This is a genomic window from Alteromonas sp. ASW11-130 (assembly GCF_026183735.1).
Taxonomy (GTDB): Bacteria; Pseudomonadota; Gammaproteobacteria; order Enterobacterales; family Alteromonadaceae; genus Alteromonas.
The window spans coordinates 137051-160643 of record NZ_JAPFRE010000027.1; the positions used below are offsets into that span (position 1 = coordinate 137051).

The following is a 23593-nucleotide window of genomic DNA, read 5'->3' on the forward strand; positions in this document are numbered from 1 at the left end:
ATCATTCATGAACAAAGCCCTTCTCGCGTTAACGGTTGTATCATCCTTGCTTCCACTTACGGGGTGTCAGACTGCGTCAAACGATACTCGTGTGGCATCCTCATCTATGGTCGAAAGTAAAAGTGAAGCGGCTAAGTTAAATGAATTGACTCAGCAGTACTTCGACGAGTCACTTGCTCGAAATCCTTTAATGGCAACTTTTGTAGGTGTTCATCGATATGATGATAAATTTAATCCGCCACTATCTGAGCAATTTCTTGCTGATACTAAAGCTTTTGAGCAAAGCTACCTGGATAGAATTAATCAAATTGATGCGAGCAAATTAGAGGGTCAAGATTGGTTAAGTTATGAAATTTTTAAATATGATAGACAGCATACGTTAGCGGGGTGGGACTTTGAAAACCAATATTTGCCTCTATCGCAAATGGGGGGCGCGCATACTTATTTTGCGATGCTAGGTTCGGGTCAATCCGCCCAACCGTTCAAAACGTCCCATGATTATCGGGAATTCATGCTGCGGGCAGAGGGTTTCGCCGAGTTCATGGATAGCACTATCATTTATATGAAAAAGGGGGTTAAAAGCGGTGTGGTTTTACCCAGGCCGATAGCTGAAAAAGTACTACCCCAGCTTTCTTCACATATAGTGCAAGATGTGACGCAAAGTGTTTTTTATGCTCCGGTTGCTACACTGAATACCCTGACAGATATATCTGCTGAAGAAAAAGTTGCACTTCAAGATGAATATATCGACATGATTCGTAACACCATCATTCCTGCATATGATCGCGTCTATCAATACATGAAAAACGAATATTTAGACAGTGCACGCGATACAGTTGGCCTTTCAGCGCTACCAGACGGGCAACAATGGTATGAATATCAAATTCAGACGCATACTACATTACCTCTTACGGCTGAAGAAATACACGCATTTGGGCAAAATGAAGTTAAACGAATTCTTGGGCAGATGAAGAATGTGAAGGAGCGTGTGGGGTTCGATGGCAATTTGCAAGATTTTTTCAAACACTTACGTACTTCCGATGAGTTTTACTTTGAATCAGAAGAAGCTGTTATCGAAGCTTATACGAACGTAAAAAACAAGATCGATTCCCGCTTACCACAACTTTTTAGTGTATTTCCTAAAGCGGATTATGAGGTTAGGGCGGTAGAGCCATATCGCGCGGCTTCAGCAGCAGCTGCGAGTTATCAGCCCCCTGCGCCCGATGGGTCGAGACCCGGTATCTTTTATATCAATACGCATAATCTCAAAGCACAGCCTAAATTTGTCTTAGAAACGCTAAGCATTCACGAAGCGGCGCCTGGGCATCATTTTCAGATTGCGATTCAACAAGAAGTAGAGGGGTTACCTCAATTTAGAAAATTTAATAACTATACAGTGTTTGCTGAAGGGTGGGCGTTATATGCTGAAAGCCTCGGGAAAGAACTGGGCATGTTTGAAGATCCTTATCAGTGGTATGGCAGATTAGTTGATGAACAGTTACGTGCTATGCGTCTGGTGGTAGATACAGGCTTACATGCCAAAGGTTGGACACGTCAACAAGCTATTGATTTTATGACTGCAAATTCATCTATGCCAGATTCCGACGTAGTTGCAGAGGTAGAACGCTATATTTCTATGCCTGGCCAGGCGCTTGCGTACAAAGTGGGGGAGCGACATATCAAACAGCTGCGACAACAGGCTGAAGATGAACTAGGTGATAAGTTCGATATTCGCGCCTTTCACAAGCAGGTGTTAATTGATGGTGGTATTCCAATGCCTTTACTAAGTGAAAAAATAAAGCGTTGGGTGGCTTCACAGAAATTAGAGGGCTAATATAGGTCCAGGCGAAAGAATGCCTGCTCGTTAAAAGGAGGCAATAATTTATTTCCAATTTTCAGTTTCAAAGTTCGTTATCTAATGAATGTAAAGTTTTGGTTTTTATTTTTAATAATCTTATTCAGCGTTGCGACAAAGGCTCAATCCGAAACCTATGCCAGTGATAGCACTGCGAGCAGCCAAAGTCGTTTGCTCCAAGCCGATCACATAAGGCTGTCTAATAGAGAGAAGTCGAAGGATATTCTTGCTGATATCGATGTGTCACAACTTTCTTCCAGAGACCGCGCACTACACCAGTATCTGTTAATTTATCATTCATCTTTTGATGGTAATCTATTTGATACCTTTAAGCGCTATAAATTGTTACTGCCGAGCATTCAGGACCGAATAATTCGAATCCGTGTTTTGCAATCAATGATCAATATTGCTTCTTATAATGGTAGGTGGAGTGAAGGTTTTTACTACGCTGAGCAACTAAAACAAGAATTGGATAAAAATACCAGTGAAAGAGCATTGATAGAAGCCTCGAAAGGATTAATCTCATTTTATAAAAATGCCTCACTTCCGGATATCGCGCTCGACTATTTATTGACAGCACAGAACCTTAAAAGCTTAACCGCCGATGATAAATGTTACTTTTCATCTTTTAAGAATGAATTAGAGTATTCGCATGAATCTAAGTTTATATCTGAAGAAGTGTTTTTAAAAACGCGGGATCTATGTAAACGGGTCGATAATAGCTACTATGCAACGCTCAATTTAACCTATTTATTGTATCATTATATGCAAACAGGGCGGCTGAATCTGGCTGTTCAAATTATGCCTAAAGTAAAAAAACAAGTGGATAAACATGATGCAATATATCTAACCACTATATTTTACGCGAAGGTGGCAAAGCTCTTTTTATTAAACAAGGAATACACGAAGGCTGAACATTTTGCAATGAGGGCGGTTTCGTTAGACGAAAAAGCCGAAAATATATTAGCCAGTATTATTTCGTATGAAGTGTTGGTTGAACTAGCTAAAGAAAGAGGAAACTATAAGCAAGCTGTTGATTATTTGGAGTTTCTTCAAGAGAATCGTAATCAGTTCAATAGTCAGGAAATAGCGAGACAGATTGGCTTCCAACAAGCCCGTTTTGAATCTCAGCAAAAACAAAATAAAATTAATCTACTGGATAATCAAAACAAATTACTTACCGTAGAATCTGAACTTGTTACACGAGAAAAAGAAAGCTTTTTGATGGCGTTATTTTTAATGCTGTTTATCTTACTGGTGTTACTTGTATGGAGCTTCTTAAGCAGACGCAATCAAAAGAACCTGGAACAATTGGCTAGAACGGATACGTTGACCGGACTTTATAACCGTGGATACTTTACGGAATATGTGAAGTCACTATTGGAATCGGCAAAAAAACAGAACACTACCGCCACGCTTTTATTACTCGATTTGGATTACTTTAAGCAGGTAAACGACGCTTACGGCCATCAAACTGGCGATTGGGCTTTATGCGAAGTTGTAAGCACAATTAAAAAACGAGTACCTGCGAATGTAGCGATTGGAAGAATGGGGGGAGAGGAGTTCGGCATCCTGCTGGAAAATGCTACTGTTGATGATGGATTAAAGCTGGCAGAGTTGTGTCGGGAAGCAATATGTCAGGTAAATACTGACGCGACGGGTTATCAGTTTTCGTTAAGTGCAAGCTTTGGTGTGAGCGATACTAACCAGGTGGGGTATAAGTTAGAGAACCTGATCGCAGCGTCGGACCTCGCTTTATTTCAGTCCAAACAGCATGGTAGAAATCAGGTGTACGAGTACGTTGGTAACGAACAATTCGCCTGAGCGAATAGATAAATAGACAAAAGCCTGAATATTAGTTCAGGCTTTTGATGGTTTTTACGTCTGTACTTACTTACCTATTTGACTTCTTCGCCCGCGGCTTGCCTGTCAGCATGATAACTGGAACGGACCATAGGGCCACAGGCTGCGTGTGAAAAACCAATCTCTTTGGCAAAGTCTCCTAAATCATCAAACTCTGCGGGTGGAACATAGCGTTTAACTGGGAAATGGTGACGACTAGGTTGTAAATACTGACCTAACGTCAACATATCAACATTGTGTGAACGTAAATCTTCCAGCACTTTCTTTATTTCGTCATTTTCTTCGCCCATCCCCATCATCAATCCTGATTTAGTAGGTATGTCTGGGTGTTGCTCTTTGAACCTTTTAAGTAAATCCAGAGACCATTGATAATTAGCACCCGGGCGGCACTCTCGGTACAGACGAGGTATGGTTTCCAGATTATGATTGAAAACATCTGGTACACCTTGTTTGAAAATTTCTAATGCGCGATCCATTCTTCCTCTAAAGTCCGGCACTAATACTTCAATAGTGGTAGTGGGGCTGTGTTCACGGATAGCATTAATACAATCAACAAAATGCTGAGCACCACCATCCCGCAAATCATCACGGTCAACCGATGTGATCACTACGTATCTTAAATTCATTTCGGCAATTGTTTTAGCCAGCTTTTGAGGCTCTTCTGCACTCGGAGGAAGCGGCTTGCCATGAGCTACATCGCAAAATGGACAGCGTCGCGTACAGATATCTCCCAGGATCATAAATGTAGCGGTGCCATGGTTGAAGCACTCAGCGAGATTTGGGCAACTGGCTTCTTCACATACAGAGTGTAGATTGTTTTTGCGCAAGGTTGCTTTAATATGATCAATCTTGTCGGTGGTTCTTGGAAGTTTGATTTTTATCCACTCAGGTTTGCGAAGCATCTGCTCCTTCTTAGTGGGGATAATCGTCACCGGAATATGTTTAACTTTTTCGTCGTCGCGGAGTTTTACTCCAGCTTTTGGTCGGGCGCTACTCATCGAAACCTTCTTTATTTATTGATTCGGTGATGTTTAATTCACCTAACAGCTGATTTACTAAAATGGGGGCCGTTTGTGCCAAAGTTGATGGCCCATTCAGCGTATGTGTATCTACCATTTCTAGCCCAGCATATCCACATGGATTGATACGTGTGAATGGGTTCAAATCCATATTGACATTTAATGCCAGTCCATGAAAAGAACAACCTCGGCGTATACGAAGACCAACCGAGCACACTTTTTTATCCTTCACATATACACCGGGCGCATCCTTTTTCGCCTCGGCTTGAATATGGAAATCTGCAAGCACTTTAATGACGGCATTTTCCATTGCATTCACTAAATGACGAACTCCTAATTTACGCCGTTTGATGTCAATCATAAGATAAACAACCATTTGGCCGGGGCCATGATAAGTTACCTGGCCACCTCGATCGACTTTTACTACCGGAATATCTCCAGGCATTAAAAGGTGCTCTTCTTTCCCTGCCTGCCCCTGAGTAAAAACAGGTTCATGTTCCACTAACCATATTTCATCATTGGTTTGTTCATGGCGAGTATCAGTAAGTTGTTGCATCCTCTGCCATATTGGTAAGTAAGGCTGACGGTGTAAATGTCTTATTACAACGGGAAGTTTCTTATCTGACACTACAGCACAACTCGTACTAGTTCAATTTTGGCTAACTCTGTGTAAATTTCTTCCATGTGTTCTTTGCTGGTGACACGAACGCTGACGGATACAGAGTGGTAGTTACCTTTACTACTAGGCTTAATCGTAGGGGAGTAATCGCCCGGCGCTAACCTCTGTAAACAGCTGACCACCTCGTTAGGAAGCGCATCGTCAGCTACACCCATCACTTTAAAAGTCTGATAGGTAGGGAAGTCCAATAATTCATCAAAACGGGTATCCATCAGATATCCTTCAAAACTCAATTGTGTTAAACAAAAAAACGGCGGCTGGATTATAGCAAATCCTGCCACCGTTTTACATTATCCAACATTGATAGGGCGTTATTCGCCCCATCCAAGCTGTAACATTATATAATCAATAATGCGGTCGAAAAAGCTACCTTCTTTTACTTCTTGCAATGTCACTAACGGATATTGAGCCACATCTTCGCCCTCTAATTGCAGATAAAGCGTTCCTACCACCTGACCTTTAGCCAGGGGGGCTTCTAACTTTTTGTTCAGTTCGAAATTAGCTTCCAGATTATCTGCTTGACCGCGGGGTATCGTAATAGGTGTTGGTTGATTGATGCCCAGGTCCACCGTTTCTCTGTCTCCCATATAAATACGGTGTGATACAAAACTCTCGCCGGCCTTGTAAGGCGTTACCGTTTCGTAAAAACGAAATCCATAACGCAACAGCTTTTTATTTTCAATTTTACGAGCACGTTCACTATCTGTACCCATTACCACTGAAACCAGCCGCATGTCCCCTTGCTCGGCTGAAGTCACTAAACTGTAACCCGCATCTGAGGTATGTCCGGTTTTAATTCCATCAACATTGAGACTCTGGTCCCACAATAAACTATTTCGATTGTATTGTTTGATACCGTTGTAGGTATATTTTTTTATTTTAAATAACCCGTAAACATCAGGTGTTTCTTCAATTAATGCTTTCGATAAAATTGCCATGTCTCTAGGGGTGGTGAAATGGTCGGGGTCGTGCAGACCGTGACTATTAACAAAATTCGACCCTGTCATACCTAAATGTGCCGCATGCGCATTCATCATACTTGCAAATGCGCTTTCCGAGCCAGCTACATGCTCGGCTAAAGCAACACAAGCATCATTTCCAGATTGAATTATCATGCCATGTAACAGTTCATCAACAGTTACTTGAGTTCCTACTTCAATAAACATTTTAGATGACTCGGGAAATTTTTTGGCCCAGGCATTCTCTGAAACTGTGACTTTATCAGTTAGCGCTATATTCCCCTCATTTAGTTCTTTTCCTACCACATATGCAGTCATCATTTTAGTAAGGCTAGCAGGAGCAAGTTGCATATCAGCATTTTGATCTGCGATGGCGTGACCAGTTTCGAAATCAGTTAGAATGAAGCCTTTGGCATCAACGCTGGGGGCAGGGGGGATCACCACAGCAGCAGCTGCGGAAAAAGTGAAACTCGTCGCCATTAGCATAATGCTAAAAAGTGACAGTGATTTAGCGCGTAATATCTTTTTTTGCATAATTATATTTTTCAATCGTGTAATCGTAACGACAATAGTGTGTGAATTCTAACGTAAGGGCTGTTATACGACTAGGTTTTACCGAAAAAGTTTAGCTTTTAATAGATAAACTGCCAGTTTTCCACTGTAAAGCCCCGAAATTAACACCTTTTACCCTCCACCTTACAGTTAAGCCGAGTTGTTTATAAATTCATCTCAACGGTGTAAGCGCCGGGGTAACCGTTTTTCTTCAATTCGGCCAAAAGCATTTTCGCCTGGAATCGATCGGATAAAGGTCCCAGGCGAAGTTTATATATATTATTGACCAAGGGTATTTCAGCTGGTACCTGATAAAGAGAAGAAAGAACGGTCGAAACAGAGCGCGCTTTTTCTATATCTGATAAAGCAGCTACCTGAATATATAAGCCAGGGGTAAACGTCACTTTGGTCTGTTCTTCAGCTTTACGCACAGGCACATCTATGACCGCATATTCAGCATATGTCATTGTGGGTTGACTCCCTATAGTGACGTTGTTCTCTTCGTCAAAGTGGATTACTTCAAGCCGCACTTTGGCAGTGCCCTTGCTCTGATAACCTAATTTGTGAGAAGCAGCGTAAGATAAATCAATAATACGATCTGGATGGAACGGCCCCCTGTCATTCACTCTTACTATCACTTGTTTGTTATTTTCCAAATTGGTAACACGAACATAAGAGGGGAGGGGCAGAGTCTTGTGCGCCGCCGTCATCGCGAACATATTGTAGGTTTCACCATTTGAAGTAAGGTGGCCGTGGAATTTTTGTCCATACCAAGACGCGTAGCCTTCCTCTTCAAATCCTTTTCCTGTTTGAAGTGGGAAATAGCGTTGGCCCAATACTTCATAGGGACGACTGTTATAACTGCGGTAAGGTTCGTACTTAGGAACTGCGTCCACAATGGATATTTCTTTATGTTGAAAACGTGGTGCAGAGTCGTACCGCTGTTTATATCTTCCTTGTGAAGGAGTTTGACAACCGACAATGGTTATCAACAATAATAAAACCACTACATAGCGCATCACCGTGATAACAATCTCTTTTGTGTACTTATAGCCATTAGCATGCCAAATCCTGCCATTAATGTCACCATTGATGTGCCGCCATGACTGACTAGCGGCAATGGAACGCCCACTACCGGTAATAACCCCGACACCATCCCCATGTTAACAAACACATAGACAAAAAAAGTAAGCGTGATACTTCCTGCGAGCAGTTTACTATATGCGTCCTGAGCTCGATTCGCGATAATCAGACCCCGGGTAATAATAAACAGATAAATTGCCAGTAAGCCCAATACGCCGAATAAACCAAACTCTTCGCTGAAAACGGAAAAAATAAAATCTGTATGCCGTTCCGGTAAAAACTCAAGCTGAGATTGAGTTCCTTCCAGCCATCCTTTACCTCGTAAACCACCGGAACCGATGGCTATTTTCGACTGAATAATGTGGTAACCCGCACCGAGTGGGTCGCTTTCCGGATTCATAAAGGTAATAACTCGCTGTTTTTGATATTCCTTCATGAGGAAGAACCACATAATGGGCAGAAATGCGCCGCCAAGCAAGGTGAGAAAACCAATCAAACGCCAGCTCATGCCTGCTAAAAAAATTGCGAAAATGCCTGAACTTGCGATCAATAATGAGGTGCCCAAATCGGGTTGTTTTGCAATAAGTATGGTCGGGACAACGACAATGACGAACGCTATAAACACTTGGTTCGTTTTAGGCGGTAGATTGTAATTACTGATATACCAGGCGACCATCATGGGTACGGCCAGCTTCATCATTTCAGAAGGTTGAAAGCGAATAACTTTAAGGTCGAGCCAACGTTGAGCGCCTTTACCTATATCGCCAAAAAGTAGTACGGCAATAAGCATTAAGATGCCGATGGCAAATGCATAGATCGAAAGTCTTCTATAGGCCATGGGCGGCACCTGCGCCATAACCAACATCACAATTAATGCTACTCCCATCCGCATAAACTGGCGTTGTAACTGGCCTGCATCTTGTCCCGTAGCTGAATATAATGTTGCCAAGCCGACAGCCATCAGTATCAATAAACCTAAAAGGAGCACACCATCAACATGAATGCGCTGTAAGAAGGTGACTTGGTTGGGTCTAATTTGTGTTCTTTTCATTCTACATCTTTGCTTGGGTTTCAGCGTTTGTCAGCTGCGTTGGAAAAGAATGATTACGAAAGAAAAAATCCATCATATTCCGAGCTATAGGTGCGGCGTTACTACTCCCGCCCCCTGCATTTTCGAGGACAACGGTAATTGACATTTCGGGTGATTCATACGGCGCGTAACCCACATACATGGCGTTGTCCCGTAATCTTTCGGCAACATTTTCCTCCTCATAACTTTCATTTTGGCCAACCGAGAACAGCTGTGCTGTTCCGGTTTTTCCTGCGGAAACATAAGGTGTATCTATAAATGCAGCTTGTGCAGTACCATCCTCGCGATTTACCACGCCGTACATGGCATCAAGTACAATATTCCAGTTTTTAGGCTCTTTAACAACAATTGGCCTTAGAGATTTTAACGGTTCAAGTTCTATTGTACCAACCTCACTCATAAACCCACGCATAATTTGCGGTACATAACGCTCACCTCGGTTAATTAATGTATTAACAGTATGCGTAAGTTGGATTGGGGTGGTTGTCCAAAAACTTTGGCCAATCCCTACGGGAATAGTATCACCGATATACCAAGGTTGATTGAAGCGAGCTCGCTTCCAGCCTCTGCTGGGCATATTGGCATCAGATTCTTCATATAGGTCAATCCCAGTATAGTCGCCAAAACCAAATTCAGTCATCGCTTCACTAATTCGGTCAATACCAAGTTGATAGGCTAAGTCATAGTAAAAAGTATCACAGGAGACTTCTATCGCTTTGGTAACATTGACTTTTCCGTGACCCCAACGTTTCCAATCTCGCCAAACGTGATTTACATTTGGAAGGCGATACCTTCCATGATCATTGATAGTTGTTTGTTGCGTTATGATTTCCTGTTCCAGCCCAAGCAATGCTAAATGGGGTTTGACGGTCGAAGCAGGCGGATACTGACCTTGCGTCGCGCGATTTATTAGCGGTCGATCCTCTGAGTTAAGTAGCGCGGAGTAGTTTTTTCGACTGATACCATGTACAAATAAATTAGGGTCATAGCTTGGACTGCTGTACATAGCGAGTACGCCACCAGTTTGGGGCGATGTTACAACTATCGATCCTCTTTGCCCATCAAGTTCGCGTTGCGCCGCTAACTGTAATTCTATGTCGATATTTAATACAATATCTTTCCCAGGTTGGGGGGGATCAACGTTTAAAATACGTATGATTCTGCCTTGGTTGTTCACCTCCACTTGTTGGAAGCCAACCGTTCCGTGTAATAGATCCTCATGAAATTTTTCGATGCCTAGTTTGCCGATATCATAAGTGGCTGCATAATTTGCTTCCTGTCCTGCTTCAACAATTTTTTGCAAATCATTTTTGTTAATCTTAGCGACATAACCTAGTACATGCGTTAATGTGCTTCCATAAGGGTAATGGCGAGATAACCTTGCTTCAATATTAACGCCAGGAAAGCGGTGTTTTTGTGCAGAAAAACGTGCCACTTCTTCCTCGTTAAGCTGCGTTCTCAACGCCACAGGTTTAAAGCGGCGCTGGCCTCTAATTGTGGCGAAAAAATTTTCGATTTCTTCATCTGAAATATCTAATAATTTCGTTAATTCGCCTAACGTGAACGGCAGATTGTCAATTTGTTCGGGGATGAGTTCTAAACTAAAAACAGGTCGGTTTTCCGCCAGTAATACGCCATTACGATCGTAGATAAGGCCTCTATTAGGCGCAATCGGAAGCACTTTAATTCGATTACCGTTCGAGCGTGTCTGAAAGTCTTCATATTGCTCCACTTGGAGTACATAAAGGTTACTGACGATTATACTCAGCATGAAAAAGACAATAAGAATTGCCACAGTAGCACGACGAGCAAAGAGGTTCGCTTCAGCGGTATGATCGCGAATTGTCTGGCGTTTTCTCATCAACTTAATTTACTCTCGATGATAGGGGTGATTCTGGGTTACCGTCCAGGCCCTATAAAGACTTTCTGCCACAATAATTCTGACTAATGGATGGGGAAGGGTCAACGGGGAGAGAGACCATTTCTGATCGGCTGCTGCAATACATTCTGGTGAGAGACCTTCTGGTCCACCAATAAGCATGCTGACATCGCGCCCGTCCATCTTCCAGTTATCTAACTGCGTTGCGAGTTGATCAGTAGACCAGGGTTTGCCATGGACTTCGAGGGTTACGATACGATGGCTTTTCTCCACGCGGGAGAGCATAGCCTCTCCCTCGGCTTTTAGAATACGCGCTATATCAGCATTTTTGCCCCTTTTACCGGCGGCAACAGGACTGAAGTACACGTCCATATCTGGGCCAAACCGGCGCAAAAATTCGTTTACCCCATGATCGACCCAATCGGGCATCTTCGTTCCAACAGCGACGATTTGAATGCGCACGTGATTGCTTTACCAAGTTAAGTTAATGACAGCTTCGTTAATCCCACAGCTTTTCTAACTGATAAAAGTCGCGGGTTTCATCTTGCATAACATGCACGATGATGTCACCCAGGTCAACCAGTACCCATTCACCGCTCTCTTTTCCTTCCACGTTTAATGGCGGATGACCGGCATGTTTGGTTTCAACCAATATCTTATCCGCTATAGAAATTACGTGTCGTTTAGAATTACCTGAGCATATGATCATGGTATCAGTAATAGTCGATTTACCGTGTACGTCTAACTCTGTTACGTCGCGGCCTTTCATATCGTCAATTTTGTCTTTCACAAATTGCTTGAGTTGTTGACTCTCCAATTTTGCTCCTCTATCTATGTAATGACTGCATCATACAGTCGGTTAGCTTTAATATAGTCGAATACTTGCGGCGGGAGCCACTTTATTATTTTATGCTCAATCTCTTTAGCAGCAACGGGGCCAGCGTGAAAATAGTTGGCTAGTTCTTGTCGTATTAATGTTGATGAAACAGTAAAATAAGGAGTATCCACCAAATATACATTACCCGAAATCGATTCAAATTTTCCACATTCGACCTCGCTATACGAATTTTGTAGCCATTTTTTTTGTTCTACAGGCAAGGGAGGTTTGCAGCCTTTTCGGCGCATTACAACTATGTGGCAATAATCAGTAAGCATCTGCCACTTATACCAGCTCGTAAGATGATAAAACGAATCTTCCCCCATTAAAAATAGGAGAGCCGTTTGCGGGTACAAGGCGCGGAGTGCCTGGAACGTTTTCACACTATATGAGGGGGCAGGTAACGATAGCTCACAAAGCTCTGTATATAGTCTGGGGTCGACTGAACAGGCTAGCTCTGTCATTTTTACCCTATGCGTTTGGTTAACTTCAGCCAATTGCTTATGCGGTGGAACCTTGCAAGGCATAAGGCCTAACTTTTCTGCCCCGATAATTTCGATGGCAGCTATGGCTGGCTGAATGTGGCCATAGTGAGGCGGATTAAAAGTACCCCCAAGCAGGGCAATAGAAGAAAAGCAAGTTGTCACTTATTCTGCCACTTCATATTGCTGCACAGGTACTGCCAAAAAAAGCATGCATAAATGACATAATTTTACAAATGGCTTATTCACCGTTGTCTGCTTAAAAAGTAAATCCGCTTGTTGTAATTGCTCGCGTATGATTTCAAGGTGTTTTCTATTTAAACGCGTCAGGGCTGTCTGATAAAAAGCTTGGCGGTTTTTCCAAATACCGAGTTTTTGCCAGGCGATAGGCTGATTGGCATCACGCAATTGGTTTAGTGACCATAGCGTCTGCCATTCTCGTACTAGCGCCCAAATTAGAATGTTAGGCTCAATACCCTCGCTCTCCAATCGGAGTAACATTTTGACACACCGATGGTTGTCACCACTTAAAATAACGTCGATAAGTTGAAATACATTAAACCTTGAGTGATCTACTAACGCCTTGTCGAGTAATTCAAGGGTGATATAGTCTTGTTGATAGAGCAATGAAAGCTTATCTATTTCCTGGCGCGCAGCGAGTAGGTTGCCTTCACAGTAATCAGCAAGACGCTTAATACACGTATTATCCAGATTCAATTTCGCTAGCTTACAACGTTGGCTAATCCATTGGGTCAGGGCATTACCTTCAAGTGGATAGCAAAGGCTATATACGCCTACTGAATCAAGTGCTTTAAACCATTTGGCTTTCTGCACATCTTTCCCAATACGTGGGCCATGAACCACAATAATGACATCATCATTTACCTGTTCTGCCAACATCGCAAAGGTTTTGCTTCCTTCTGTTCCTGGCTTTCCGGTGGGTAATTCAAGCTCGATAAGTTGTTTGCTAGCAAATAGAGACAAGGTTTGAGTGGCCTCTATTAATTGAGACCATTCAAAGTCAGAGTCTGCCACAAAGGAAGTTCTCTCTTCAAAACCTGCACGCTTTGATTGCTCGCGTACGGCATCAATCATTTCTATCTTTTGCTGTGGCTCATCGCCAAACAATAAATAGAATGGGTGGATGCGTTTTGCCAACTCTTCATTAAAACGATTAGGAAAAACTTGCATGTAATATTTCGACTATATTCGAGTTGTTGACTGACTTGATAGCCGGCGAATGATTCGGTCAGCTGCCTCACGTCGCATTTCACTCAGTACTAGTTCAAGCTCTCTTGACTTTGCCAATACTTGATCAGGATCATCCTGGTAATCCCTAACTACTTCAAAATAGGCTTCAATTAAATCATTATCACCAAATTTAACAGTGTAGGGAACGCCTAATATTAGTTCGTATTCAGCAACCTGGCCGGTGGAAAATACAGATAGCAACCTTCGTTCAAGTTTTTCAGGTGCTAATGTAATAGTTATAGTGTGAACGTGGCTTTCCTTTGCCATATCTACAACCGGAACAATATTGTAAATTTCCAAGCGCTTGTTCAATGCGCGTTTAAGCGGCGCATGGCTGTGCATCGATTCAACGTGTAAATGCTTATAGCCCGCAGGGAGAGAATGGTCTCCCCTTAATTTGAAGCCGCATGCCACCAATACCGAAGACAGGCACATTATAAGTAAAAAGCGAGAGAAGCTCATTAGTTAGCAACAATATTAACGAGCTTGCCGGGTACTACTATCACTTTTCTTACGGTCTTACCGTCTGTGAACTGAGTGACATTAGGTTGCGCCATTGCTTGCGTCTTCACGTCATCTTCACTAGCGTTGGCTGCTACTGTTATTTTAGCGCGTAGCTTACCATTTACCTGGACGATAATTAATTTCTCGTCTTCCACTAAAGCAGCGGGATCAGCCACAGGCCATTGCACATGCTCAATTGGGGTTTGGTGACCCAGATCTTGCCACAATTGATGACATATGTGCGGGGTTATCGGATTTAACAACAACACAATCGATTCAACAGCTTCACGCATAACCATTCTATCTTCAGTACTATCCACTGAAGCTTTTTGTAGATGATTAAGCAGCTCCATAATAGCTGCGATTGCCGTGTTAAACGTTTGCCGACGACCTAAATCATCAGTGACTTTTTCGATAGTTTTATGTACTTCACGGCGTAAAGATTTTTGCGAATTGTTCAAATTAGAAAAATTGGTTAAATCGACAGCCTCATCGTCAATGTGATCATGAACTAACTTCCATACCCGACGGAGAAATCTATTGGCCCCTTCTACACCTGAGTCGACCCACTCGAGAGTTTGTTCTGGAGGCGCAGCAAACATGGTGAAGAGCCTGACTGTATCAGCACCATATTGATCGATAACGTGCTGCGGATCAATGCCATTATTTTTAGATTTAGACATCTTTGTCATGCCGCCATGGATCACCACCTCATTGGTTTCGGTTATCCACGCTTTAACAATACGGCCTTTGTCATCTTTTTCGGTAGAAATATCAGTTGGGGGATACCATGTCTTCTTACCATTCGCATCTTCACTGTAGAACGAATCAGCTAATACCATTCCTTGACATAGCAGCTTTTTAAATGGTTCGTTAGATTGAACAAGGCCTTCGTCACGCAGTAATTTATGGAAAAAGCGCGCATAGAGCAGATGCAATATAGCGTGTTCAATTCCACCGATATATTGATCAACAGGTAACCAGTAATTGGCTTCCTTAGGATCGAGCATGGCGTCATTTTCCATTGCGCTGGTATAGCGTGCATAGTACCAAGACGACTCCATGAAGGTGTCGAAAGTATCTGTTTCGCGTTGCGCCATTTCGCCATTGAAGTTGGATTTAGCCCACTCCGGATCTGCTTTTATTGGTGAAGTAACACCATCCATGACCACATCTTCAGGTAGAACTACCGGTAATTCATCTGCAGGTACCGGAACGGATTCGCCATTTTCCAAATTTAACATTGGAATAGGAGCTCCCCAGTAGCGCTGTCGACTTACGCCCCAGTCCCGCAAACGATAATTGACTTTGCGTTTACCATGCCCCAATTTTTCCAGCTCGCTTGCAATTTGGGTAAACGCAGCGTTGAAATCTAGGTCGTTGAATTTATCAGAATTAATCAGTACACCTTTTTCAGTATAAGCCGATTGGTCTAAATTAATTTCTGCATTATTGGCAGGGACAATAACCTGTCGTATGGGTAGAAAATATTGCTGGGCGAATTCCCAGTCTCGTTGGTCATGTGCAGGTACAGACATCACTGCACCCGAGCCATATTCCATTAATACAAAATTAGCAACCCAAACTGGAATAGCCTGCTTAGTTAACGGGTGGATTACTGAAAGGCCCGTGGCAAAGCCTTGTTTTTCCATGGTGGCTAATTCAGCTTCCGCCACTTTGGTGTTTTTGCATGAGTCAATGAAGTCTGCTAATTCAGAGTTAGACTCAGCAGCAAACTCTGCTAACGGATGTTGCGCGGCCACTGCCAAATAGGTTACGCCGAAAACCGTATCGGGACGAGTTGTGTACACGGTTACCGATTCAACTGGAGTGTTTTTTTCAACCATATCGAACGTGATGTCAACGCCTTCAGAACGACCAATCCAGTTAGCTTGCATCGCTTTAACTTGTTCAGGCCATTCTGGTAACTCTTCAAGGTCTGCCAGCAGTTCCTCGGCATAGTCGGTGATTTTTATAAACCATTGAGGAATCTCTTTTTGTTCAACTAATGCGCCTGAACGCCAGCCCCGGCCATCAATAACCTGTTCATTCGCCAGAACGGTTTGGTCAACAGGATCCCAATTTACGGTAGAATTCTTTTTATAAACCAAGCCTTTTTCATACAAACGCGTAAAAAACCATTGTTCCCAGCGATAATACTCAGATTTACAGGTAGCAACCTCTCTATCCCAATCGTAGCCAAAACCCAACGATTTCAGCTGACCTTTCATATAATCTATATTGGCATAAGTCCATTTAGCTGGCGCCGAATTGTTATTAATAGCCGCATTTTCTGCTGGCAAGCCAAAGGCATCCCAACCCATTGGTTGAAGTACATTTTTACCCTGCATTCGCTGAAACCGGCTGATAACATCGCCGATGGTATAATTTCGCACATGTCCCATATGTAGCCGACCACTAGGATAGGGGAACATACTCAAACAATAGAATTTTTCTTTTTCAGGATCGATACTAGCTTTAAATGTTTGATTGACTTCCCAGTTTTGCTGGACAGATTGCTCAATTTGTTTGGGGTTGTACTGTTTTTCGGCCATGAAAAAAAGGCTTCCGCTTATAGACTGAATGGTTTAAAAATATTAGCCCAGTAGAATACCTCAAGCCCACGGTCTATCACAATAGGGACTGGCCTTTTCTTCTTATATACAAAAAATATTCTAGCTAAACGTTATTTTTCGCTGTTTTTTTCTACAAAGGCTTTTAAGGCATTAAGTTGCTGATTCTGCACTTTTGCGACTATGGGTGCCAAATCTTCAAATCCGTCAGGGCGATAGCCTTGCGCATAGTAAGACAGGGTCACTTTTGTTCCAGATTCTGTTTTTTCAAATTTCCAATTTAACGCGCCATATACACCCATGCCTTGCAAGGGGCCAAGACCCCCAGCCATCCTCAACATTTTCATCGGGTCAACAAAAGTAATTTGCATATGTTGAGCTTGTTGCTTACCTTTTTTCTCACAGAAGCATCCTCCAGCTGAAGATGAAATAGTGAAAGTGCCTTTCCACCAACTATGATCTTTAGGCCACCATTCATCCACATCGTTGATTAAGGCATACCATACTTTTTTAGATGAGTGGGGGGTCTCTATCTCATTTTGGATAATGAAACCCGTATTATCTACGTGTAGGACTTTTGCATTTACGTACGCTGCAAATAGGCTCAGTGCCAGAATAATGATTTTAATCATGATAATTATTCCACTTAAATCAAATGGGCTTTAACGGTTTACAGCAATTAAGAAGCGTTCCCGATAGCATAGTTAAGTTATATAGCGCTTTAACGCGCATGTACAACTTTTTGCGTCAGTTCGTTATGAAGTGTTTGACAGTGACGCCTAATCACGTTTCACTTAGCACAAAGAAATTTAATGAATAGAATATGTCAGGCATCCACGCAATTTTGCCTCTTACTTCGAAGCAGTTATCCCCACAGATAGAACGCAGTAAAATCAAGCAAGCGCTTGAAGATAGTCAATCGATAAGTGCCACCTTTATCGGGCAGGAACGTGCCCGTGAAGCGTTGACTTTTGGTTTGGGAATGAAAGCGAAAGGCTATAACTTTTACGTAATGGGAGAAGCGGCGACGGGTCGTTATACCCTTGTTCGTGACTATATCCAACGTTACGCAAACAGTCTTCCAAATCCTGATGACTGGTGCTTGATTAACAATTTTGATGAAGAACGTGAGCCTTTTGTACTCAGAATGCTCGCTGGCGGCGCACGTGCATTTGTCAAAGATGTGAGCCATTTGATAGACGAATTGTTGGATACATTTCCAGCCGCTTTTGATAATCCCGGGTATCAACGTCGTAAAGCGGCTATCGCAAGAGAGTTTGATCAACGCTATGACCGAGCAATTGACTCCGTCGAGCGATATGCTCAGGCGAACCAGGTCGCATTGCTGGAAGAAGGGGGAACGATTAGTTTTGCTCCCATCGTCAATGGTTCCCCGATTACCGATACTGAATTTAGTAAGTTGGACGACGAGAAACGTAGCTATTATTACCAGCTTATCGATGAATTGGAAAATAGGCTGAGTGAGAGCTTATTGAGTTTACCAGCATGGAAAAGAGAAAACTCAGAAAGGCTACGTGAATTGAATCGTCAGACGATTGAAAATTGTATTAAGCCATTGCTCAAAACCCTTGAACACAAATACGCCTCGCATTTAGCAATATTAAAATATTTGCGGCGAATGAAAGGGCATCTGATTGATACCATTATCTCCACGCTGATAGAAGAAAATAAAGAGGACAAGCTTGATGAACAAGAGCGTCGGGCACTGTTAGAAGAACTTTATTTACCCAATGTATTAGTGGGACACGAAATAAACGCTAGCGCTCCTATCGTTTATGAAGCCAATCCTAATTATCAGAACTTGTTTGGCAAAATGGAATACACGAGTATACATGGCAATGTATATACCAATTATCGAATGATTCGTCCTGGGGCCCTGCACAAAGCGAATGGGGGTTATTTATTATTGGATGTGGAAAGGTTAATTGAACAACCCTATGTGTGGGAAACACTTAAATTAGCGATAAAGTCCAGTTCTCTAAAAATGGATTTACCCCAGCAGGATGTTGGGATGGTCAATGCCATGACGCTAAATCCGCAACCAGTAGAGCTCAATGTCAAAATTGTGCTTTTTGGTTCTCGTGAGCTGTATTACACCTTGCAGGATTACGATGAAGAATTTATGGAACTCTTTCGTGTATTGGTTGACTTCGACCCCGATATTCCACTCACTCGCCAGTCACAGTTTGACTTCATCGGCAGAGTAAAACGCGAACTGGCCGAACTTGGAATGCGCGATATATCCGTAGCCGCCATGCAGCGTTTAGTCGAGTATTCTTTGCGTATGGCGGAACATCAAAAACGTCTGTCAGCTCACTTTGCTGATGTCATTGAACTAATTCACGAAGCCAAGTATTTTTGTGATAAGGCGCACACGGACCAGCTTGAATTAGAGCACATTAATACAGCATTAGAAGCAAAAAAACGGCGTACAGGGCGGGTAAGTCAAAGCTTACTAGAAGACATTAAGGAAGGACATGTCTTAATTGCCACTGAAGGCAGTGCGGTAGGTAAGGTAAATGGTCTGACTGTATTGGATATCGGAGACTCTACATTTGGTACGCCAGCCCGAATCACTTCTACCGTATATGCGGGTGCAAGCGGCGTTATTGATATAGAAAGAGAAGTAGAGTTAGGCCAGCCTATTCATTCCAAAGGCGTAATGTTATTAACGGGTTATTTAGGTAATAAGTACGCTCAACATTTTCCTTTAACACTCTCTGCCAATATTGCGTTGGAACAGTCGTATGGGCATATTGATGGAGATAGCGCCTCATTGGGGGAGCTTATCGCTTTAATTTCGGCTTTAACAGAAATTCCGGCTACGCAAGACATAGCCGTTACCGGGTCAATTAATCAATACGGCGAAGTTCAGGCAGTTGGCGGCGTGAATGAAAAAATAGAAGGATTTTTTGATTTATGCCAACACAGAGGGTTGAATGGCCATCAAGGCGTAGTTATCCCTAAGTCCAATGCGATTAATTTAGTTCTGGACAAAGCGGTTATTAATGCTGTTAAAAAAGATCAATTTAGGATTTACGCGGTTGAAACGGTCGATCAGGCGTTGAGCCTATTAATGAATAAAGAAGCCGGTGTTATTAATAGTAAAGGGCGCTATCCAAAAAATTCAATCAATTACCACGCTGTCAACAGGTTGTACAATATAGCCTTAACCGTCAATGGTGAGTAAAAGAGGGCGTTAAATGCCCTCCAATATTCCTACTTATTTTGGCGGCATTCTCATTGCGCCGTCTAAACGCACTGTTTCTCCGTTCATATAAGTATTGTCCATCATATGAATGACAAGTTTAGCAAATTCAGCAGGTAGCCCTAACCGTTTAGGAAACTGTACATTCGCTGTTAATGCATCCTGTACTTTTTCTGGCATCGCCACGACCATTGGCGTTCCCATGACACCGGGCGCGATCGTATTTACCCGGATACCTAACGGCGCCAAATCTCGAGCCATAGGTAACGTTAAACCGATGATGCCCCCTTTACTCGCCGCATAAGCTGTTTGTCCAATTTGACCTTCATAACCGGCAATAGAAGCAGTATTAACGATTAAACCACGCTCGTTAGCTTCTCCCTGAGGATTTTGTAAAGCCATTCTAGCTGCCACTAGCCTGGCAACGTTGAAACTACCCACCAAATTGATATCAATAGTTTTTTGGAAACTTTCTAAAGGAGCGGGTTGGCCATCTCTGTCAAGTAGACGCTTAGCCGGAGCAATACCTGCGCAATTTACGAGCAAATGAATGTCGCCAAATTCTGCGGAAACCTGGTCTAATGCTTGGGTGACGGATTTTTCATCACGCACATCGACCTGACAAAAAATGGTATTTGCTGTTCCAAGTTCGGAAACCCGCTGATTTCCTAAGTCTTCATTCAAATCAAATAAGGCAACATTTAAACCTGCTTCACGCAACTTTATTGCAGTAGCATGACCTAAACCGGAACAACCACCTGTAACGATGGCCGTCGCTCCTTCTAAATTCATAGTTTTTCCTTTCTTTGTAGGGCTAACAAGCGTGCTTTATTAACAATCAATTTGCCGTAAAGTTTATTTTGGTAACTGAATTTTTTTATCTTCACTTGGCCGGTATAAAACCAAAGTATGACCAATTACCTGCAATTTATTAGCGCGGGTCTCGCGTACAATAGCGTCCATAATCAATGCTTTTTCTTCACGATCGTCTGAAGGCACTTTTACCTTTATTAATTCATGATGACTTAAGGCATTATCAATTTCCGCAACCACGCCCTCAGTAAGCCCATTGGCTCCAAGCTGGACAACGGGTTTTAGAGAGTGAGCCAGTCCCTTAAGAAACTGTTTTTGTTTAGTTGAAAGTTTCATTCTTAAAAATTCTTACAATTAAAATAGTGGATAAGACGTGAAGTAAAGTATTCTACCGCCTTCTGGTCGACAATCCTAACCAGTTTATGGTCGAATGACAAAAGTTGTTCGCACTCGCCATGGATTATTTACACATAACGTGTTCATAGGGGATAGTTTTACAGACTAAACTAAACACAAATAGAGGTTGGCGCGTACTTTACTCCACACAGAAATAAAATCGGCAAAAATTTATTTTCTCGAGAAATTAGGCTGAACTTTTTTAAATCAATTAATAATATTTTTGACAAAGTGGTTGTATTTAGCGAAAGCGTCACAATCTAGCGAGTATAGAAGAAGAACTTATGTTAGAACAGGGGCTTCGGAAGAGTTAAACATAACAGATCTATTTCACTATTTAGCCGAGTTTAGTTGATGAGACGGCTAGGTAATTGGTAGCGTGTAAAAATAAAGTGTAGTACCCTTTCGTTTGGTATTACATTACTAAATACGGTTCGGAAGGAAATAATTGTGGTAAGAAATTTGCTGCGTTGTTGTTCTACACCGAGTTGTTTTTAACAGAGGTTAATAGCATTGAGCGATATGGCAAAAAATTTAATCTTATGGCTGGTCATTGCCGTTGTGTTGATGTCGGTGTTTCAGAGTTTTTCTCCAAGCGAATCGACTCGGGCGCAAACGGATTATACAACCTTCCTTAAAGAAGCGAATCAAGGCAATATCCGTGAGGTTCGTATAAATAGTGATGCCCGTGAGATACGTGGAACGAAGCGTAATGGTGAATCATTTGTTACCTATATCCCATATTTCGATGATCAATTAGTATCGGATTTGGTTAAACAAGATGTTCGTATTTTAGGCGAACCTCCAGAGGAACCATCAATCTTAACATCGATTTTTATTTCATGGTTCCCCATGTTACTGCTAATTGCTGTATGGATTTTCTTTATGCGTCAAATGCAAGGTGGCGGCGGTCGCGGAGCCATGTCTTTTGGTAAAAGTAAGGCGCGATTATTGGGTGAAGATCAGATTAAAACTACCTTCGCTGATGTTGCGGGTTGCGATGAAGCAAAAGAAGATGTTGCTGAGCTAGTAGATTTTCTTAAAGACCCGAGTAAATTCCAGAAATTAGGCGGCAAAATTCCTAAGGGCGTCCTTATGGTAGGCCCGCCTGGAACAGGTAAAACGTTACTGGCAAAAGCAATCGCGGGTGAAGCTAAGGTCCCATTCTTTACCATTTCAGGTTCGGATTTCGTTGAAATGTTCGTAGGTGTAGGTGCTTCGCGCGTAAGAGATATGTTTGAACAGGCTAAAAAAGCCGCGCCCTGCATCATCTTCATCGATGAGATTGATGCAGTTGGTCGCCAGCGCGGTGCTGGATTAGGCGGAGGCCACGATGAGCGTGAACAAACGCTAAACCAAATGCTTGTCGAGATGGATGGTTTCGAAGGGCATGAGGGTATCATTGTAATAGCTGCAACTAACCGTCCTGACGTACTCGATCCGGCATTGCTTCGTCCTGGTCGTTTCGACCGCCAGGTAATTGTAGGCTTGCCAGATATTCGAGGTCGCGAACAAATTCTCAAAGTTCATATGCGCAAAGTACCCATTGCCGATAATGTAGAACCATCCGTTATCGCTCGTGGTACTCCCGGCTTCTCAGGTGCAGACTTAGCCAACTTAGTGAATGAAGCAGCCTTATTTGCAGCCAGATCCAACAAACGCTTAGTCAATATGGAAGAATTTGATAAAGCTAAAGACAAAATCATGATGGGTGCTGAGCGTAAGTCTATGGTTATGTCTGAAGATGAAAAGGCCATGACCGCATACCATGAGGCCGGGCATGCTATTGTAGGTAGACTGGTTCCTGAACACGACCCGGTTTATAAGGTATCGATTATTCCGCGTGGTAGGGCGTTGGGTGTCACCATGTATTTGCCTGAACAAGACAGAGTTAGTCATTCAAAACAGCATCTTGAGAGTATGATTTCGAGTTTGTTTGGAGGCCGTATTGCTGAACAAATTATCTTTGGCGACGAAAAGGTTACTACTGGCGCATCAAACGATATTGAGCGAGCTACCGATATCGCCCGTAAGATGGTAACCCAATGGGGGCTTTCTACTAAAATGGGCCCAATGTTATATGCAGAGGAAGAAGGGGAAGTGTTTCTTGGCAAGTCTATGTCCAAAGCTTCTCACATGTCTGATGATACAGCCAGAGCAATCGACGCAGAGATCAAAGCAATCATCGATTCAAACTATGAACGTGCGAAAAAGATTCTTGAAGAGAATGTGGATATTCTGCACACCATGAAAGATGCATTGATGAAATATGAAACAATTGATGCAAAACAGATTGATGACTTAATGGCTCGCCGTGAAGTGAGACCACCTGCAGATTGGGATGATCGTACTCCTAGCGGTGGAGATAAACCAACCGGTGGCACCCCGCAACGCGAAGGTGAAATTACTGATGACGGTGTGGATAAACCGTCAGTCGGCAAACCTGGTGATTTACCCGGTTAGTACATGAATGAAAACGCCAGAACCTT

Annotated in this window: 20 protein-coding genes; 4 read left to right on the forward strand and 16 right to left on the reverse strand. The window is 42.7% G+C overall.

Annotation, left to right across the window (positions count from 1 at the left end; genetic code table 11):
• The first annotated feature begins 7 nt into the window (after positions 1 to 7).
• Both OPS28_RS09755 and OPS28_RS09760 read left to right on the forward strand, forming a co-directional pair.
• On the forward strand, positions 8 to 1834 hold the full coding sequence (locus OPS28_RS09755) for a DUF885 domain-containing protein (RefSeq protein WP_265609265.1): 1827 nt from the start codon (positions 8 to 10) through the stop codon (positions 1832 to 1834).
• An 84-nt stretch (positions 1835 to 1918) separates the two neighbouring features.
• Complete coding sequence (locus tag OPS28_RS09760) at positions 1919 to 3679, forward strand: GGDEF domain-containing protein (protein ID WP_265609266.1); 1761 nt, start codon at positions 1919 to 1921, stop codon at positions 3677 to 3679.
• A 74-nt stretch (positions 3680 to 3753) separates the two neighbouring features.
• On the opposite strand, the gene lipA is transcribed toward OPS28_RS09760, so the two are convergent.
• The 14 genes from lipA to OPS28_RS09830 all read right to left on the reverse strand — a co-directional run bounded on the left by lipA (position 3754) and on the right by OPS28_RS09830 (position 17298).
• Complete coding sequence (gene lipA, locus OPS28_RS09765; protein ID WP_265609267.1) at positions 3754 to 4716, reverse strand: lipoyl synthase; 963 nt, start codon at positions 4714 to 4716, stop codon at positions 3754 to 3756.
• The gene (gene lipB, locus OPS28_RS09770; RefSeq protein ID WP_265609268.1) at positions 4709 to 5365 is read right to left on the reverse strand and encodes a lipoyl(octanoyl) transferase LipB; all 657 of its coding nucleotides are present in this window, start codon (positions 5363 to 5365) and stop codon (positions 4709 to 4711) included. The genes lipA and lipB overlap by 8 nt, the downstream gene beginning before the upstream one ends.
• The gene (ybeD, locus tag OPS28_RS09775) at positions 5365 to 5631 is read right to left on the reverse strand and encodes a DUF493 family protein YbeD (protein WP_265609640.1); all 267 of its coding nucleotides are present in this window, start codon (positions 5629 to 5631) and stop codon (positions 5365 to 5367) included. Before ybeD ends, lipB begins: the two co-directional genes overlap by 1 nt.
• A 96-nt stretch (positions 5632 to 5727) precedes the next feature.
• The gene (locus OPS28_RS09780; RefSeq protein WP_442863990.1) at positions 5728 to 6861 is read right to left on the reverse strand and encodes a serine hydrolase; all 1134 of its coding nucleotides are present in this window, start codon (positions 6859 to 6861) and stop codon (positions 5728 to 5730) included.
• Between the two features lie 230 nt (positions 6862 to 7091).
• Positions 7092 to 7946 carry a septal ring lytic transglycosylase RlpA family protein gene (locus OPS28_RS09785; RefSeq protein WP_265609641.1) on the reverse strand — a complete coding sequence of 285 codons (855 nt, stop codon included), beginning with the start codon at positions 7944 to 7946 and terminating at the stop codon, positions 7092 to 7094.
• Positions 7946 to 9061, reverse strand: coding sequence for a rod shape-determining protein RodA (gene rodA, locus OPS28_RS09790; RefSeq protein ID WP_265609270.1), 1116 nt, complete (start codon positions 9059 to 9061; stop codon positions 7946 to 7948). Before rodA ends, OPS28_RS09785 begins: the two co-directional genes overlap by 1 nt.
• Before the next feature lies 1 nt (position 9062).
• Complete coding sequence (gene mrdA / locus OPS28_RS09795) at positions 9063 to 10964, reverse strand: penicillin-binding protein 2 (RefSeq protein ID WP_265609271.1); 1902 nt, start codon at positions 10962 to 10964, stop codon at positions 9063 to 9065.
• A gap of 6 nt (positions 10965 to 10970) precedes the next feature.
• A complete protein-coding gene (gene rlmH, locus OPS28_RS09800; protein WP_265609272.1) occupies positions 10971 to 11441 on the reverse strand; it encodes a 23S rRNA (pseudouridine(1915)-N(3))-methyltransferase RlmH in 471 nt (156 codons plus the stop codon).
• A 37-nt stretch (positions 11442 to 11478) separates the two neighbouring features.
• Entirely contained in the window at positions 11479 to 11796 is a 318-nt protein-coding gene (rsfS, locus tag OPS28_RS09805; RefSeq protein ID WP_265609273.1) for a ribosome silencing factor, read from the reverse strand.
• Positions 11797 to 11810: 14 nt separating this feature from the next.
• On the reverse strand, positions 11811 to 12503 hold the full coding sequence (gene nadD, locus OPS28_RS09810; RefSeq protein WP_265609274.1) for a nicotinate (nicotinamide) nucleotide adenylyltransferase: 693 nt from the start codon (positions 12501 to 12503) through the stop codon (positions 11811 to 11813).
• Complete coding sequence (holA, locus tag OPS28_RS09815) at positions 12504 to 13529, reverse strand: DNA polymerase III subunit delta (RefSeq protein WP_265609275.1); 1026 nt, start codon at positions 13527 to 13529, stop codon at positions 12504 to 12506.
• 12 nt (positions 13530 to 13541) lie between these two features.
• Positions 13542 to 14051 carry an LPS-assembly lipoprotein LptE gene (locus tag OPS28_RS09820; RefSeq protein ID WP_265609276.1) on the reverse strand — a complete coding sequence of 170 codons (510 nt, stop codon included), beginning with the start codon at positions 14049 to 14051 and terminating at the stop codon, positions 13542 to 13544.
• Positions 14051 to 16648: a leucine--tRNA ligase gene (leuS, locus tag OPS28_RS09825; RefSeq protein ID WP_265609277.1), complete on the reverse strand. Its 2598-nt coding sequence runs from the start codon at positions 16646 to 16648 to the stop codon at positions 14051 to 14053. Before leuS ends, OPS28_RS09820 begins: the two co-directional genes overlap by 1 nt.
• A gap of 131 nt (positions 16649 to 16779) precedes the next feature.
• Complete coding sequence (locus OPS28_RS09830; protein WP_265609278.1) at positions 16780 to 17298, reverse strand: SRPBCC domain-containing protein; 519 nt, start codon at positions 17296 to 17298, stop codon at positions 16780 to 16782.
• A gap of 191 nt (positions 17299 to 17489) precedes the next feature.
• On the opposite strand from OPS28_RS09830, the gene OPS28_RS09835 reads away from it, so the two are divergent.
• Positions 17490 to 19877, forward strand: a complete 2388-nt coding sequence (locus tag OPS28_RS09835) for a Lon protease family protein (RefSeq protein WP_265609279.1) — start codon at positions 17490 to 17492, stop codon at positions 19875 to 19877.
• A 33-nt stretch (positions 19878 to 19910) separates the two neighbouring features.
• Here the strand turns inward: OPS28_RS09835 and OPS28_RS09840 are convergent, their stop codons facing one another.
• Positions 19911 to 20687, reverse strand: a complete 777-nt coding sequence (locus OPS28_RS09840) for an SDR family NAD(P)-dependent oxidoreductase (protein WP_265609280.1) — start codon at positions 20685 to 20687, stop codon at positions 19911 to 19913.
• Positions 20688 to 20750: 63 nt separating this feature from the next.
• Positions 20751 to 21044: a ribosome assembly RNA-binding protein YhbY gene (gene yhbY / locus OPS28_RS09845; protein ID WP_265609281.1), complete on the reverse strand. Its 294-nt coding sequence runs from the start codon at positions 21042 to 21044 to the stop codon at positions 20751 to 20753.
• Between the two features lie 573 nt (positions 21045 to 21617).
• Between yhbY and ftsH the strand changes: the two genes are divergently transcribed.
• Positions 21618 to 23567 carry an ATP-dependent zinc metalloprotease FtsH gene (gene ftsH / locus OPS28_RS09850; protein WP_265609282.1) on the forward strand — a complete coding sequence of 650 codons (1950 nt, stop codon included), beginning with the start codon at positions 21618 to 21620 and terminating at the stop codon, positions 23565 to 23567.
• Positions 23568 to 23593: the final 26 nt, after the last annotated feature.